14 protein-coding genes are annotated in these 15,250 nt (G+C 45.4%); 5 read left to right on the top strand and 9 right to left on the bottom strand.

The features are described 5' to 3' along the window. Positions 1–12: 12 nt before the first annotated feature. From H6H02_RS06875 to purT, 3 genes are all read right to left on the bottom strand, one after another. On the bottom strand, positions 13–1,983 hold the full coding sequence (locus H6H02_RS06875; protein ID WP_190815912.1) for a WG repeat-containing protein: 1,971 nt from the start codon (positions 1,981–1,983) through the stop codon (positions 13–15). Next, complete coding sequence (locus H6H02_RS06870; RefSeq protein WP_190815909.1) at positions 1,983–2,762, bottom strand: S-layer homology domain-containing protein; 780 nt, start codon at positions 2,760–2,762, stop codon at positions 1,983–1,985. The genes H6H02_RS06875 and H6H02_RS06870 overlap by 1 nt, the downstream gene beginning before the upstream one ends. 154 nt (positions 2,763–2,916) lie before the next feature. Further along, on the bottom strand, positions 2,917–4,104 hold the full coding sequence (gene purT, locus H6H02_RS06865; protein ID WP_190815907.1) for a formate-dependent phosphoribosylglycinamide formyltransferase: 1,188 nt from the start codon (positions 4,102–4,104) through the stop codon (positions 2,917–2,919). Between the two features lie 303 nt (positions 4,105–4,407). On the opposite strand from purT, the gene H6H02_RS06860 reads away from it, so the two are divergent. Together H6H02_RS06860 and H6H02_RS06855 are read left to right on the top strand one after the other, a co-directional pair. After that, positions 4,408–5,859, top strand: coding sequence for a HAMP domain-containing sensor histidine kinase (locus H6H02_RS06860; protein ID WP_190815905.1), 1,452 nt, complete (start codon positions 4,408–4,410; stop codon positions 5,857–5,859). A gap of 51 nt (positions 5,860–5,910) precedes the next feature. Beyond that, positions 5,911–6,585: a response regulator transcription factor gene (locus H6H02_RS06855; RefSeq protein ID WP_190815903.1), complete on the top strand. Its 675-nt coding sequence runs from the start codon at positions 5,911–5,913 to the stop codon at positions 6,583–6,585. Here H6H02_RS06855 and H6H02_RS06850 read toward each other — a convergent pair. Further along, positions 6,567–7,268 carry an HAD-IA family hydrolase gene (locus tag H6H02_RS06850; RefSeq protein WP_190815901.1) on the bottom strand — a complete coding sequence of 234 codons (702 nt, stop codon included), beginning with the start codon at positions 7,266–7,268 and terminating at the stop codon, positions 6,567–6,569. The two genes, H6H02_RS06855 and H6H02_RS06850, sit on opposite strands and share 19 nt — an antisense overlap. A 228-nt stretch (positions 7,269–7,496) precedes the next feature. Here H6H02_RS06850 and H6H02_RS06845 point away from each other — a divergent pair, with 228 nt between their 5' ends. Then, positions 7,497–8,552, top strand: coding sequence for a saccharopine dehydrogenase NADP-binding domain-containing protein (locus H6H02_RS06845; RefSeq protein ID WP_190815899.1), 1,056 nt, complete (start codon positions 7,497–7,499; stop codon positions 8,550–8,552). Between the two features lie 34 nt (positions 8,553–8,586). Here the strand turns inward: H6H02_RS06845 and H6H02_RS06840 are convergent, their stop codons facing one another. Further along, positions 8,587–9,108, bottom strand: coding sequence for a DUF937 domain-containing protein (locus H6H02_RS06840; protein ID WP_190815897.1), 522 nt, complete (start codon positions 9,106–9,108; stop codon positions 8,587–8,589). Between the two features lie 66 nt (positions 9,109–9,174). Continuing rightward, a complete protein-coding gene (locus H6H02_RS06835) occupies positions 9,175–10,974 on the bottom strand; it encodes an ATP-binding protein (protein WP_190815895.1) in 1,800 nt (599 codons plus the stop codon). Positions 10,975–11,194: 220 nt separating this feature from the next. Between H6H02_RS06835 and H6H02_RS06830 the strand changes: the two genes are divergently transcribed. After that, entirely contained in the window at positions 11,195–12,760 is a 1,566-nt protein-coding gene (locus H6H02_RS06830) for a GTP-binding protein (RefSeq protein WP_190815893.1), read from the top strand. 265 nt (positions 12,761–13,025) lie between these two features. After that, entirely contained in the window at positions 13,026–13,154 is a 129-nt protein-coding gene (locus H6H02_RS27540; protein WP_277922523.1) for a hypothetical protein, read from the top strand. A gap of 296 nt (positions 13,155–13,450) precedes the next feature. Here the strand turns inward: H6H02_RS27540 and H6H02_RS06825 are convergent, their stop codons facing one another. The 3 genes from H6H02_RS06825 to H6H02_RS06815 all read right to left on the bottom strand — a co-directional run bounded on the left by H6H02_RS06825 (position 13,451) and on the right by H6H02_RS06815 (position 15,234). Continuing rightward, the gene (locus H6H02_RS06825; RefSeq protein WP_190815891.1) at positions 13,451–14,032 is read right to left on the bottom strand and encodes a 2OG-Fe(II) oxygenase; all 582 of its coding nucleotides are present in this window, start codon (positions 14,030–14,032) and stop codon (positions 13,451–13,453) included. A 77-nt stretch (positions 14,033–14,109) separates the two neighbouring features. Continuing rightward, entirely contained in the window at positions 14,110–15,051 is a 942-nt protein-coding gene (locus H6H02_RS06820; protein ID WP_190815889.1) for a putative 2-dehydropantoate 2-reductase, read from the bottom strand. A 6-nt stretch (positions 15,052–15,057) separates the two neighbouring features. Beyond that, positions 15,058–15,234, bottom strand: coding sequence for a hypothetical protein (locus tag H6H02_RS06815; protein WP_190815887.1), 177 nt, complete (start codon positions 15,232–15,234; stop codon positions 15,058–15,060). Positions 15,235–15,250: the final 16 nt, after the last annotated feature.

The following is a 15,250-nucleotide window of genomic DNA, read 5'->3' as shown; positions in this document are numbered from 1 at the left end:
GCCCTCAGTTCTTCAAGACAGCACGTTCCGAATGTAGCCCCATTTCCCGCCGCTGAAAGACCATTCGCCATTCTCACCGCTTGAACGCCACGATCCACCAATATTAACCAGCGCCAACCCTTGAGAAAAGGGTTGAGCGTTGTCAAATTCTGTGGGAATGACCAGTTTCCCTGCCTTGTTAATATAGCCCCACTTGCCAGCAATTTTGACTGCCGCTAGCCCTTCTGAAAAAGACTCAGCATCCTGAAATTGCGGCAATATTACGACCTTCCCAGTTCTATCGATATACCGCCATTTTCCAGCAAGTTTTACCGCTGCTAATTTTTCTGAAAAAGATTTAGCGTCCTCAAATTGTGGCAATATTACCAGCTTTCCGGTCGTGTCGATATAACCATATTTTCCGCCAACACTAATGCGTGCCATTCCTCCCGAAAATGCATCAGCGCTATCAAATTGCGGAGGAATTTTGAGGGTGTTTGGATTAAGAATAGTTTGGAAGCGAACCAAAAAGTTGTTTATCCAGCCCTGAGGCGGATTTAGCGCTTCAGGATTCGTCTTATCAATATAGCCCCACTTGTTCTCTATCTTGACTGCTGCTAAACCTCCTGAAAAAGACTTAGCTTCATCAAATTGCAACCCTATAATCAGTTTCCCCGTATTATCGATATAACTATATTTGCTACCAATTTTTATCACTGCTAGCCCTTCTTGGAAATGCTCGGCGCTATCAAATTGGAATCGGCTAATCAGTTTTCCGTTTTTATCAATAAAGCTCCATTTATAGCCCATTTTGACCCGCGCCAGCCCGCTATAAAAGGAATCCACCCAGTCAAATTGCGGCTGGCTGACGCTTTTTCCGGTCGAGTCGATATAGCTATATTTTCCGCCAATTCTCCGACTGGTAAAGCCAAGCTGTTTTAATTGTGAGGGATTAAAGGGTGCAGGCTGGGAGTAGGGGCCAGAACGCAAGGCTTTGGCTAAGGCGTCGTTGTCTTCTCGCAGCCCTTCGTAGAAGAAGAAAACTTCGCCTTGGATGCCACAAAAGCGATTGTAAGCGATCGCTTGCAACAAGTAGTCGGCGCTGATGCGATATCCCCCGACTTTGAGTAAAATACCGGGCATCAGGGTGGGTAGCTGTTCCGGGGTAAATTGCTTGGCGACAAGAGTATCAACCAGTTGTTTGTAACTTAAGAAATCGCGGCGATACAACTGTGGATGCATCATATCAACCAACCCGCGATCGCTCCAAGCTTTGGGATCTTGCAGATATTCCTGAAGTGCCCAACCGTGGAGGCTTGGTGCCAGTGAAATCAGTAATTCTGGCTTAATATTAATGACTTCTTGATAGAGGCGAGTTAAGAAATCGGTAAGAATATCCGCACGCCACTGAAGCCATTGCGGATCTTTCGGGTTTTGCGGAGGATTTTGGAAGAACTGCTGAAAGTAGCGATCGCTTGTTCGTCGATCGTAGCCCCCTTCACTTGGAAGTGCAGGCAGTCGATCATCCCCTTGAATGCCGCTGATATCGTAATTTTTGACAACTTCTAGCACTAAATTGAGTAAGAATTCCTGCACTTCAACATCAAGGGCATTCATCCACTCGAAACTGTTCTTTTTAACTAAATTGCCGCTGCTGTCGCGGGCACCCCAATCAGGTTTTTTCGCGAGAATATGTCCACCATTTTGATTGTAAGAAGCGGCAAATCCATATTCAAACCAGGGAATCACCGCAAGTCCAACTCGACGCGCCTCAGTTACCATTTCAGCTAAGGGATCGCGATCGCGATATCGCGGATCAATTTCGACTCCAAAATTGTCCTGCATCACTTTACTGGGATATAGCGTAAAGGCGCTATTCCAAATAACAGGAAAAACTACATTGAACCCAGTTTGAGCGAGGAAATCCATCGCCGCCGCAATGTTTTGCCGAGAATTCAGGACTTTGCTATCTGTAGTGGTAATCCAGACACCGCGAGTTTCCATTACTGCCTCTTTGGCGCGTATTGTCTAATTAGCGCCACTCCTTCAGAAAAAGCCTCTGCTTCATCAAATTGTGGCGAGATTACGAATTTACCTGTTTTATCGATATAACCCCACTTATCAGCAATTTTGACTCGTGCCAATCCTTCCGAAAAAGCTTCAGCTTCATCAAATTGCAACCCAATGACCACAAATTCCATCCCCGGAATATACTGCAACGGCACCCCAGAAATGCTCAAAGCGCGACAAATCAAAGCCGCAATCTCGCCTCTAGTGGCATTCTGATTGGGGTTAAAGCGTCGGACATTCGGATAATTGACGACCAGATATTTTTCGGTTGCAGATGCGACCGCGCCAATTGCATAATTGGGAATCTGCGCCGCATCCTCAAAATACTTTTTTAATATCTCGTTGGGATTTGTGGTAGCGCCATACTTCAACCCCGATGCCAAAGCTACAAAAGCTTGCACTCGCGGAATCGCCTGACTGGGCTTAAATGTACGATCCGGATAGCCAGACAAAAAACCCGCCCGATAAACAACTTGAATCGCCTGATAAGCCCAATGACTTGAAGGCACATCCACAAAGTTAATTGCATTCCGAATCGGGACAGCATTAGGAAACGCTTTTCGCACCAGCGCCGCAAACTCTGCCCGCGTCACCTGTGCATTGGGACGAAAGGTACCATCTGGGTAGCCGCTGATCAGATTTCGCTCTTGCAGTTGTTGGATACACTCTTGTGCCCAATGGTTTTGAATATCAGAAAAAATGGAATCGTTCAACCTGACTAACTCCTGAATTCTAATTTCTCTATTAATACAATTTTTATATTTAAAGACAACATATTTTATCCACCCTATATTCTTTATAGAAAGGTAAATTTTATCCTAACCCGCCTTAAAAAAGGGGGTTAGGGGAATCTCTAATAATCAAGCGTCAATAATGATCGTCTTGATTAACAATTTTAATCTTGCTAGCGGCTTTAGTCGCTTTATCTCGCGCCTCTTGGACATTACTTGCTTTCGCCAAAGCGACTCCCATTCTGCGGTTAGGACGAGAATTGGGCTTACCAAATAACCGGATGTCTACATCTGGTTCAGACAAAGCCTCTTGCAGCTCCATAAAAGCGATCGAATTTGAATGCTTACTTGCCAGAATTACCGCACTTGCTGAAGCCCCTAATAGTTCTATTTTAGGAATTGGCAAGCCTAAAACCGCTCTTAGATGCAATTCAAATTCATTCAAATTTTGAGAAATTAATGTCACCATTCCCGTATCATGAGGTCGGGGAGAAAGTTCGGAGAAAATTACGGAATCTCTTGTAATAAAGAACTCTACCCCGAAGATACCAGCGCCTCCCAAAGCATCGGTAACTTTTTGCGCGATCGCCTGGGCTTCCAAAAGCAATTTTTCTGGCATGGCTGCTGGTTGCCAGGATTCTTGATAATCCCCCCTTTCTTGACGATGACCGATAGGAGGGCAGAAAATGGTTGGAGCATCCCACTGCTTAATCGTTAGCAATGTTATTTCTAATTCAAAGGGAATGAACTCTTCAACAATAATTTTTTGAGTATCTCCTCTAGAACCTTCGATCGCATACTTCCATGCCGCTTCAACCTCATCGCTCGAATTGACAACCGATTGACCTTTTCCAGAGGATGACATCACAGGTTTTACGACATTTGGAAATCCAATTTTGTCGCAAGCATCAATAAATTCCTCTAACTTTGTTGCATAAGCATATTTTGCGGTTCTAATTCCTAACTGCTGATGGGCGAGTTCCCTAATTCGGTCTCGATTCATCGTGTAATGGGTAGCAGTAGCAGTCGGAATGACTGTAAACCCTCTCTTTTCAAATTCAATCAGTTTCTCCGTCCTAATCGCTTCGATTTCCGGAATAATTAAATTTGGCTGATGTTTTTGCACGACGGCTTCTAGGTCATCAGCACTGAGCATAGAAATTACTTCAAATTCATCAGCTACTTGCATTGCTGGAGCATTATGATAGCGATCCACTGCAATGATATGGTTGCCAAGACGTTGAGCAGCGATGACAAATTCTTTGCCGAGTTCTCCCGAACCAAGCAGCATGATTTTTTGAGGAAGCTTGAGAGAAGGTCCCATTGATTTGTTGACTTTGAGCTATCAGATTTCGCCAATTCATTGTAAAACTAAGCAGCACTCTTTCGATCGGCGATCGCCTAGAATTGCTACATTCTCCTTTCCTAGGCGACGGAGGGCGGGTTTATCCCAATTTTAGGCAGGAATTAGGTATCTGCTTATCAAGCCTACCTCTACAAGAATGAAACCGTATATCAACCGAAATATAATACTTGCAATCTTTCATAAGTAATCTCAGGATTTTCTCAGGATTTATGGTTAAGCTGGAAGCCAGTAGAGTCTCTAGATGGCTAAAACTTTTAATTCATGTCATTCATAAGGAGCTATCAACAGGTAATTAGCAAAATCAAACAGAAAATCGATCCGTTTTCACTTCAGTTTCGCCTAACAGTCGGAATTACGGCTGTTTCAATCTTCGGAATCAGTAGCATTGCCATTTGGACGAGTTGGAAAATGCAGCAGCTTCTGATTAGTTCCCCTAAGCAAAATATTCAGCATATTACAAAGCGTTTTCCACAGGATGTCGAACTCTACAGTGAAATGATGTCTGTAGAGACTGGGCTGAAAAAGGCAATTGATAACCGCACCACGCCAAATTTACTTATCTGGGTGGCTTATCCTAATAAAGTGATCGCTGCTAAATCCATAACGCTGGTTGCGCCACCTTGGCAAGGTAACGACACTTCTACCCAATTGCTGTCCCTGTCGGGAATGACAATCGAACCCGAAATTTATCAAATTAACCAACGTTACTTACTGATTTGTGGTATTCCTTTAATCGTAAAGGGTACAAAAATCGGCAATCTCTATGTGGCGCAGGATATCACTAGCGAACAAACCATGTTTGAAGCGGTGATTCGTAGCATGGGAATTGCTTATATCGTAGCAATTGTAACAAGTACGGTAGCAATTGCTATCTATATCAAGCGATCGCTTCAACCATTGCGACAAATGAGCCAAATGACTCAAGTCATCTCCGTAGAAGATTTAGGACAAGCACAACTGCATCTTGAGCAGGCTCCGAGTGAAGTTAAAGAATTAGCCAATACATTTAACATGATGTTGTCTCGCCTGTCGCAAGCTTGGGAACAGCAGAGGCAATTTGTCAGTAATGTTTCCCATGAATTGCGGACACCTTTAACGATTGTTTATGGCTATCTCCAAAGTACCTTGCGACGAAGTACAAATTTAACAGAAGCCCAGCAAGAAGCCCTGGAAATTGCTGCTTCTGAGACAGATAGCACGATTCACTTATTGCAAGATTTACTCGATTTGGCACGAGCGGATAGTGGTTATATGCATTTCCATTTGGAAAGCTTTTTTATAAACGATTTGGTGGCAGAGGTGGTAGGAATGGCACAGCAATTTAGCAGTCGAGAAATAGTGATTGAGACAAGTTCCTACCCAATTGAAATTAGAAGCGATCGCAACCGTCTTAAACAAGTATTACTCAACTTAATCGATAATGCCTTAAAATATTCTGAACCCAACGAACCTGTCACAATAAAATTAGCTCAAACTCACGACAATGTGACCATCCAAATTTGTGACAAGGGTTGTGGTATTCCTCTGCAAAAACAAGCCCATATCTTTGAGCGCTTCTACCGCGTGGATGAAGCTAGGGGACGTTCAACGGGTGGTGCCGGTTTGGGTTTATCTATCGTTAAAACCCTGATTGAAGGCATGGATGGGAGTGTCACGGTGAGATCAAAACTCGGTGAAGGTAGCGTTTTTACAGTCATCTTACCCGCACCTTAATTAAGCAAAGAGTCCGTTGTTAGACCTGTAATGGCTAAGGATTAACATCTGATGGCAGCACATATCTTGTTGGTAGAAGATGAAGTCAAACTGGCTCGATTTCTCGAACTAGAATTAACCTATGAAGGATACCAAGTTAGCGTAGCTCACGACGGTTTATCGGGGCTGACAACAGCGCGAGAATCCAATCCGGAGCTAGTGATTTTAGACTGGATGCTGCCAGGATTATCGGGGTTAGAACTCTGTCGCCGCCTGCGAACAACCGGAAATAAAGTGCCAATTATTTTATTAACTGCAAAAGATGAAATCAGCGATCGCGTGGCTGGTTTAGATGCCGGGGCAGATGACTATGTTGTTAAACCCTTCAGTATTGAAGAATTATTAGCGAGAGTCCGCGCTCACTTGCGAAGAAATCAAAAAGAAAATTCTGATTTATTACAGTTTGAAGACTTAAGTTTAAATCGACAGACACGAGAAATTTATCGAGGCGATCGCGCGATTGAGTTAACAGCAAAAGAATTCGATCTACTAGAACATTTACTCGCCCATCCTCGGCAAGTGATTACGCGCGATCGCATTCTGGAGCAAGTCTGGGGCTACGACTTTATGGGCGACTCTAATATCATCGAAGTTTATATTCGTTACCTCCGTTTAAAACTAGAAGAAAATAACGAAAAGCGTTTGATTCAAACCGTGCGTGGTGTTGGTTATGTATTGCGGACTTGATGATTCAGAGAAGATAAACCTGTCTCATTGTTTGCGGGAGAATCCAGCCATGCCCACAACTGCGAAGAGGTAAAATCAGGCACTGCAAAAATTGCCCCGCAGTCGCAGAGAATTTGGGGATCGTAGGTGGAAGCAATGCCAATTGTCAAAATGCCTGCGCCTACCGATGAACGAATACCGGAGGGGGAGTCTTCAAACGCGATCGCTTGTTCTGCTTTAATCCCAAAATAATCCAACGCCAGCTGATAGGGAGCGGGGTCGGGCTTGCCTGCGATCGCTTCTTCCGCTAAAACAACGGTGGCGAAGGTATCTGCTAAACCCAACGCTTTTAGCATAAAGTAGACATTTTTACGCGGTGCATTGGTGACAACTGCTCGTTGCAACTTTAATTCTTCTGTCCATGCCAAAATTTTAGAAAGTCCAGCCAAGGGTTTAAGTTCTGGCGATAATTCTCGGAAATAAGCTTCTTTCGCTTCAGCGAGTTGTTCGCCTTCTGCTAAGGATAACTGAGGGAGAATATCTTGGATAATGACTGGATTGAGGCGTCCGCTAATCCGGTTTTGGTAAAAATTCTCGTCAATATCAATATCGTATTGTTTTAAAATATCCTGCCAAGATTTGTAATGGATTCGGTCAGTATTTACCAGAGTCCCGTCCAAGTCAAATAAAATTGCAGCCAACATAGTTTCAGGGGCGAGACGATTGAATCAGTGATGTAGCTATCCTAGGGGAGGAAGCAAAGTCAAGCAAACATTCTGTCATCTTACCTGTACCTTTTGCCGTATTGAAGAAAACACTCCCAAGCGGACAATAGAAGTATGCAGTCGCTCAACTGTTATACCCTCGATTGACAAAGCGGGATAAAAAGAGCGATCACTTCCTATCTCTGGTGTGTCGTAACTCCTGTACTGATGTCCTCAAACTTTTTGTTATACGGTGCGAATGGCTATACCGGAACCCTGATTGCGCGATTGGCAGTGCAGCAAGGGTTACGCCCGATTCTGGCAGGACGCAATTCCGACAAGTTGCAGCCGTTAGCGACATCGCTTGGTTTAGAACACCGCGCCTTTAGCCTAGAAAATGAGTCCGCCGTGGATGCGGCACTGAAGGATGTCACAGCGGTACTCCACTGTGCAGGGCCATTCTCCCGCACCTCCAAGCCAATGGTTGAAGGGTGCCTGCGGACAAAAACGCATTACTTGGATATTACCGGAGAAGTCCCAGTATTCGAGGCGATCGCTGCCAAAGATGCTGAGGGAAGAAAAGCAGGCGTGATGCTGCTTCCTGGCGTCGGTTTTGATGTCGTCCCCTCTGACTGTCTTGCGGCTCATCTCAAGCGACAGTTACCTTCAGCAACAAGTCTTACTCTGGCTTTCACCGCCGGTCAGACATCGCGGGGAACTGCCACAACCATCGTGGAAGCTCAGAAGCAAGGAGGCTTAGTGCGGCGGGGTGGGGTTCTGACTCCGGTTCCGACCGCCTGGAAAACTCGAACCATCGACTTTGGAGAAGGTCCCGTTTTAGGCACGACAATTCCTTGGGGAGATGTGTCTACCGCTTTCTACAGCACAGGGATTCCCAATATTGAGGTTTATATGGCAACCTCTCCACCCACTTACTGGACGCTGGTAGCCAGTAGATATTTGGGTTGGTTATTGGGGTCGCCACCCATACAAAGCTTACAGAAACGTCTAATCCAAGCTCAACCACCAGGCCCAACCGATGCACAGAGGCAACAGGGGAAAACTAAATTGTGGGGAGAGGTGTCAGATGATGGCGCAACTAAGGTATCCCGACTGCAATGCCCCGAAGGCTATACGCTCACAGCAATGACAGCGCTGGCAATTGTTACCAAGGTGCTTGCCGGACAGGTGAGTGTTGGTTTCCAGACGCCGTCTAAAGTCTATGGTGCCGATTTGATTTTGGAAATTGAGGGGGTTGAGCGGTTAGATATTAATAATGGGTAATGAGTAATGGGATACTCATTACCCATTCCCTGCTTTATCTACCCAGATGGCGAGCTGCTAACTGCATCGCATCAGCAATATCAACATCGCCATCGCGGTCGGCATCTAAGAAAGTATTCAGAACTGGATTCGACCCGTGCGGATTTTGAGCGCTGGAGCCAGTTTTTAGAAGATTTAACACCAGGGGAACGAGAATCGGCAACATCTGTTGAATCATCGCCGGATTCAAGCCGGTTCTTTGAGCAATTACTTGCACGATTTGCGGCACTTGAGAAAAACCAAAAAGCGCATCAACAGCTTGAGGATTGGGAGAAGTGCCGCCATATTGATTGACAAGGGCTTGCGCTTGTTGAGGGCCTTCGGTAGCTTGCTTCTGTTGTAGAGCAGAGCGCACGTAGTTACCTACAAGGGACATTGTAGATTGCACTGCTGACGGGTCGGCACCATAATTATTGCTGACCTGCTGCACGGTGCCAAAAATATTATCCATCTGTCCGGGAGTCGCTGCGCGATCTGGACTGTCTAAGGCATTGATAATTTGGTCAAAAAGTCCCATAACTCTTTTTACTCCGATAACTTGAACAAAATGTCCCACTTTTGGGCTGTCGTTCGCCTCTAGCTATTAGCAGAGAATTTTGGTTGTTGATGTTGATGCGACACTGACCTGATGTTTGATAGGGAGGGCGATCGCTAACTCTGTCCCTTTCCCAACTTCTGAGTTGCAGCTAAATTTACCGCCATGTTTTTCTACGATAATCTCACGGCTGATCGCTAGACCTAAGCCTGTTCCAATGCCTCTCGGTTTAGTAGTAAAAAAGGCATCAAAGATTTTCTCCTGATGTTCGGGCGCAATGCCAGAACCATTGTCAGCAATCCGCACCCCCACTGTGTCCTTGTTGAGACGTTCTGTAGAAATAACGATTTCTCCAAACTCTTTTGTCTCTTCCAAAGCATCAATTGCATTGCTGAGTAGATTCATAAATACCTGATAAAGCAACCCGGTATAACCTTCAATGGTTGGGATATCGCCGTAGTTTTTAATAATTTTTATATTGTTTTTAATCCGATTATTCAGAATCAGCAAGGTACTCTCAAGACAGGCGTGCAAATCTACAGAATTCGGTTTTGGATCGTCCAGGCGAGAGAAATCTTTTAAACTTAGAACAATTTGTCGAACTCGATCAGAGCCAACTTTCATCGATTGCAGAACTTTGGGTAGGTCTTGTTTAAGAAAATCAATATCGATTTCTTCGGCTTGAATTTGAATCGCTTTAGGAGGGTTGGGAATTTCAGCTTGGTAAGTTTCTAGTAATGCAAGAAGTTCTTTAACGTAGTCACCCGCATAACCCAAGTTGCCATAGATGAAGTTAACCGGATTATTGATTTCATGGGCGACTCCGGCAAGCATTCGTCCCAAGCTAGACATTTTCTCACTCTGGATCAGGCGCAACTCGCTGTCTGCTTTTTGTTCTTGCAAAAGGTGTCCCACTTGGTGGATGAGCTGATTGAGGGAGGTTGCCAACATTCCCACTTCATCTTCAGTTGTAATCGGCACTTGCAAGTCAAAATTAGATTCTTGAGTTGTCTGCTGCGCTACATCGGTTGCCGCTTTCAGGGGACGGACAATGGCGCGAGAAGTGTAGATGGCTAAAAGGATAGCGATCGCAATTGACAACAAAATGCTTGCAACAATGATTTGAAATCGAATTGTTTCCGCAGCAATCAAGGCAAATTCTGCTTGCTTAACATCCTGATAAGAGCGATTAATGACTTCAGTTAAGTCGTCTGATAAATCATCAAACTTCAGTGCTTCAGAACCATTCGTAAAATTTATCAGGATTTTTTGTGCTTCCTGAATTTTCTCTGGCTTTAAATGAGACAGCTCAAGTTGCTGTACTAATTCATCAAGCTGCCGAAAATAGATTTCTGGTACGTTTTCGTAAATTTGTAGAAACCTGGGGATTCCATCAGCGTGTACATGAGCCGCTGCCTCGCGTTGATAAATGGCACTATTTGTATAAGATTTGATTTGAGACAATACCCGCTTAATTTCAGCAGTATGCTCCAGAAAATGGGAGTATTCGTTCCAAAACAATTCCGGTTTCTCTGCTAACGGAATCAACTGTTGTTGGTGCGTACGTGCCTGTAGTACGCCATTTTGCAAGCGATGGAGAAGGTTTAGTTCTTGGTTACTATATTCACGTAACTTCGTAGCCCGTTGCTGATAGTAATCTCCAATCATAAATCCGGCAGCCGTTCCCAAAATGGCAATGCCAAGGGTCAGCCCATATCCATAACTAATCTTTTGGCTAACGCTGAAACGACCAGTGACCCGGCTGAGCCAGCCTGAGATACTGGCTGCGTGAGGGAACGCACTATCTAAGCGTATCTGAGGCTTCCTGATGTTTGGCTCAGGGTTCATTGATCTATCCGGTGGAGGATAATTTGAAAATCTAGCTTGTATTATAATTTTTGATTCTTTAGAATCACGCAGAAAGACGCTTTATTTTAATCATCCAGTCGGAGAAAAATCACAGCAATCGGCTCTACTTTGTTTCTGGACGCATCTCTTGCCTGTTGCTGATAGCAGACAATGATAGGGAGATTAAGATTAGAAGCATCTCCTTACCACAATCCCGTTCATGCCCCTGTCGCGCTTATTAACGCTGATCGTTGGCCTCAGTGTAATTCTGGGGCTGATGCTGTGGCTGATTAATTCTCTCTATCGGCTGTATATCCAGATTTCTTTTACGGCACCTTTGTTGGGAAATCTGCTGCTTTTGTTGCTGATTGTCCTACTGGGGGTGCTAATCGGTGGGTTTATCTACTATGTGATGATTCTTCAGGGGACTGCAAAAGGTTCGCGGCAACGCCGCAGATTGCCGAAAGTCCCGGAAGCGAAGACAGAGGCGGCTTCAGAAACCCTCAAAGCAGTGCGGCAGCAAGTAGCACAGATTCAGGATGAGGTGTCGCGGCAGGCATTGCTGGAGCGATCGCGCGAAATCGAAGCAAATCTAGCGCGTGGGGAACTGTTAGTCGTTGTATTTGGGACGGGTTCCGCTGGCAAGACTTCTCTGGTAAATGCGCTAATTGGGCGCATGGTGGGACGGGTAGACTCGCCAATGGGAACGACGGAGGTGGGGGAAACTTACGTTCTCAAGTTGAAAGGATTAAATCGGCAAATTTTGATTACCGATACGCCCGGAATTTTAGAAGCAGGGGTGGCGGGAACTCAGCGAGAGCAACTAGCACGGCAATTGGCGACTGAAGCAGATTTGTTGTTATTTGTCGTAGATAATGACTTGCGGCAGTCAGAGTATAACCCGTTGCGAACCTTGGCAGAGATTGGCAAGCGATCGCTGCTGATCCTCAACAAAACCGATCTTTATACAGACACCGATAAGGAAACGATTCTGGCACGTCTGCGGGAACGAGTGCGGGGATTTATCGCCACTGCTGATGTGGTTGCGATCGCTGCGAATCCCCAGCCAGCTGAGTTGGAAAGTGGCGAAACCTTCCAACCCGAACCCGATGTAATGCCGTTAATTCGCCGCATGGCGGTAGTTCTCAGAGCCGAAGGGGAAGACTTAGTCGCTGACAACATCCTACTCCAATCTCAGCGGCTGGGAGACGAAGCGCGACGCCTGCTAGATGGTCAGCGCAGACGCCAAGCGGAGAAGGTGGTAGAACGTTTTCAGTGGATTGGTGCAGGTGTCATCACCGTGACGCCCCTGCCAGTAGTGGATTTGCTAGCAACCGCTGCTGTAAATGCCCAAATGGTTGTAGAAATTGGCAGAATTTACGGTTGCGAACTGAATATGGATCGAGGGCGCGAATTAGCGCTTTCCTTAGGGAAAACTCTTGCTAGCTTGGGGATTGTCCAAGGAGCAATTGAGTTGCTTTCTAGAGTCCTCCAACTGAGTGTCGCCGCCTATCCCATTGGTAAGGTGATTCAAGGCGTTACCGCCGCTTATTTGACTCGAATCGCCGGGAAGAGTTTTATTGAATACTTCCGTCACGATCAAGATTGGGGCGATGGTGGAATTACTGAAGTCGTACAGCGACAGTTTCAGCTAAATCGCCGGGATGAGTTTATCAAGACATTTGTGCAAGAAGCGATCGCGCGAGTCGTCAAACCTTTAGCAGAAGCGAAAGAACCAGAAGCTACACCTGAACCTGAATCCGATCGCCGTCATCAATCGTCTTGAAAGTTGAAATCGGAACTGGGGAGTTGGAAGTCTGGGAAATACACAGTTTGCACTAAACAACCCGAACCCTCCAGCTCCTTTCCCGGAATCGGCTATGCGTTCCCTATAATTCCTAGCCTAATTCCTAGCTTGGATTCTCAGGTTGAGGTGAAGCATTTACGCCTTGTAAATTTAATATGCAAACTTCAAATTTATCCGGATAAAGCAATCCTTGAGGTGATTAATAAGCTCAATGGGACAGTTCGCTCTACCTGGAGAAATTTGTATGGAATTAACAATTGCAGCAATCGCCTTCACCTGGATCTTTTTCGCTTTTAGTGGCAGAACTTTGTCAGACAACAAGGGATCTGATAAAAAACCAGAATATATCGCCAAAATCTACAAGAACGATTGAAAAAAGGAGAACCTCACTTCTAACTCTCTTTCATGACTCATAAAATGACAAATTTTGAGATGCTCAAAAACCTTTAAATCCCTCTTTTTAGCTTCTCGCTATCAAAATAGGAGATTGGGAATTCTTATGTTCCCAATCTCCCATTTCTATTTCTTTACCCTAAGCTGAACAACCTATATTTCCCTATCCCAAGTAGTATTCCAAACTTGTAAATTTATAAAAACTATTTTTTTATCTAGAGGGCGTTGTAGATACGGGATTCTGTATTCTGGGTCGTGTAGAGCGATCGCCCATTTTCAAAAGTCAACTTTCCTCGATTTCTCTTTTCTCGCATACGTATACATCACGTCTGAGCGCACTACATACTTTCGACCCTGGAGAACAGATACGCCTTCGTGTTTGAGTTCATGCATGAACAACAGCGCCATACCGCTCTTAGGAACGATACAAACGTCAGGTGAGTAAAACCGAGTTTCGCCTCCCTCAAAGTCTTCGTTCAAGTAAATCATAAAAGTCAATCGGCTATGATCGCGGTTTGTTCGCCAATAACTACTATCGCAGTGCGGTGCGAAACGCTGACCCGGATCGTATCGGTAGAATCGCAAGCGCTCATTAAGCCCAATGGCACGCCAGTTATCGATTCTGGGAACAAAAGTCTCCACACGACGCCACAGACTTGCTGCAAGCTCTGGATTATCCATAATCACCCGATCGTTATTTCGGAGTGATGGAGCCATTATGTATTCATCCTGGCCTACAGCGAGACCAGCAGCCGTATAGCCAATGTTCTCGGTCAAAGCGATGTACTCATTACACTCTGCTTTTGACAGAACGTTTGGGATGGTAAAAATCGGATTTTCTATAGGCATTGATTTCATAATTAAGGGTTATTGATATGGGTTTCCGAAATTTTAAGTGTATTTAGATAATCGGAACCCCTGAGCCAAAAAACTCCCTATTTTTGGCGATTTCTTGCATCCAAAAACTTTAGCTGCTGGTAAAGCATCGCAATTCTCGGCAAATCAACATCGGCTGCTTGTGCAGTTCGGAGCGGATTGCCAAACATGGTTTCCACCTCTAGAGGACGCCCTTCGTCATAGTCGATTTTCATACTGGTGCGGTACGGCTTCATCTTTGCCGTGTGATCGAGCATCTTTTCGACAAAGCTATCAGGAATCCTCCGACCAAAGGCAGATGCACCTGCCAGCACTTCACCCATTAACTGCTCAACTAATAATCGAGTGTGAAGGTCGCTCATTAACTCATCTGTTGTCGCATCAAGAACCACAGAAAGTCCGTTATATGGGATATTCCACACCAGTTTCTGCCAACGAGCAAACAGCAAGTCTTCAGCAAGTTGGATGGGAATGTCAGCACTTTCAAAGTCACTGGCAATCTGACGCATTCGCTCGGTAATCCCGGCGGGTTGATAATCGGGGGTATATTCGCCGAGCGTAATCGCTTTATAGTCTAGGTGGCGGATGTGTCCCGGTCCCACTTTATTAGAGCAAAGAAAGCACAAGCCTCCCATCACCCGTTCCGAACCCACAATTTTGGCGACTTTCTCTTCAACGCCTAGACCATTTTGCAGCACCAAAACAACGCCGTCATCCTTAACCATAAATGGCAGCATTTTAGGAAGCAGGTGGTTTTGCGTCGTTTTCAGCGCCACAACGACCACATCGCAAGGCGGCATCTTGTCAGCGTCAGGGTAAGCGTTAACGTGGGGTAGGGTAAAATCCCCGTCTGGGGACTCAATGACTAAACCCTGTTGCCAGACTTGTTCGTAATCGCTGTGCAACAGGAAGTAGACATTCAGCCCCGCTCTTTGTAATTTAGCTCCGTAGTAGCCGCCCAGCGCCCCGGTTCCGAGGATGGCGTAACTCCGATTAGACATTGCTCTCTATAAAAGCTGAATCGCGGATATTTGGGCAACTTGCACGACTGGCGGCAGTTGACTTGTGGGCGCGGGAAGCATTTCACCCCGGAAGTCTAGTAACTGAACCAGTAGTAAATAGGCGATCGCTAGAATTATAGAAATTGCCCCAGTGATAATTGCAACTATTTTGGATCTATCCATTCGTTTCTCTTCTGTT

This window comes from Coleofasciculus sp. FACHB-1120, from assembly GCF_014698845.1.
GTDB lineage: Bacteria > Cyanobacteriota > Cyanobacteriia > Cyanobacteriales > FACHB-T130 > FACHB-T130.
This window is presented reverse-complemented; position numbering and strand designations above follow the sequence as displayed.